Source organism: Bacillus sp. JJ1764, from assembly GCF_036962145.1.
In the GTDB taxonomy this organism is placed as follows: domain Bacteria; phylum Bacillota; class Bacilli; order Bacillales; family Cytobacillaceae; genus Neobacillus.
On sequence record NZ_JBALNY010000114.1, the window covers coordinates 1 to 242 of the forward strand.

Sequence of the window (242 nt, forward strand, 5' to 3'; positions counted from 1 at the left end):
GCATTTCCCGCCCACCCTGTCATTCTTTTCAAATAGAGTGATGTGACGATATCCCTTTTTTTTCAATTGAAATGCAGCAGCAACACCCGAAATTCCTGCACCGATGATTGCTATCTTATCATTTTTCAACGTTATCTCTCCTTGTATACAACCAGAGCGGCAAAGGTTCCTCCTGATTTATTGACTCTAATACTACTTCCGACGGTGTTTTCCCCTGATTAGGACCATCCGGTATTCCTTTG

1 protein-coding gene is annotated in these 242 nt (G+C 42.6%); it reads right to left on the reverse strand.

The genetic code is table 11. The features are described 5' to 3' along the window. Window positions 1–129 (reverse strand): FAD-dependent oxidoreductase (locus V7083_RS16005; protein ID WP_335479635.1); only part of this gene is annotated, 129 nt, incomplete at its 3' end. Between the last annotated feature and the right edge of the window lie 113 nt (window positions 130–242).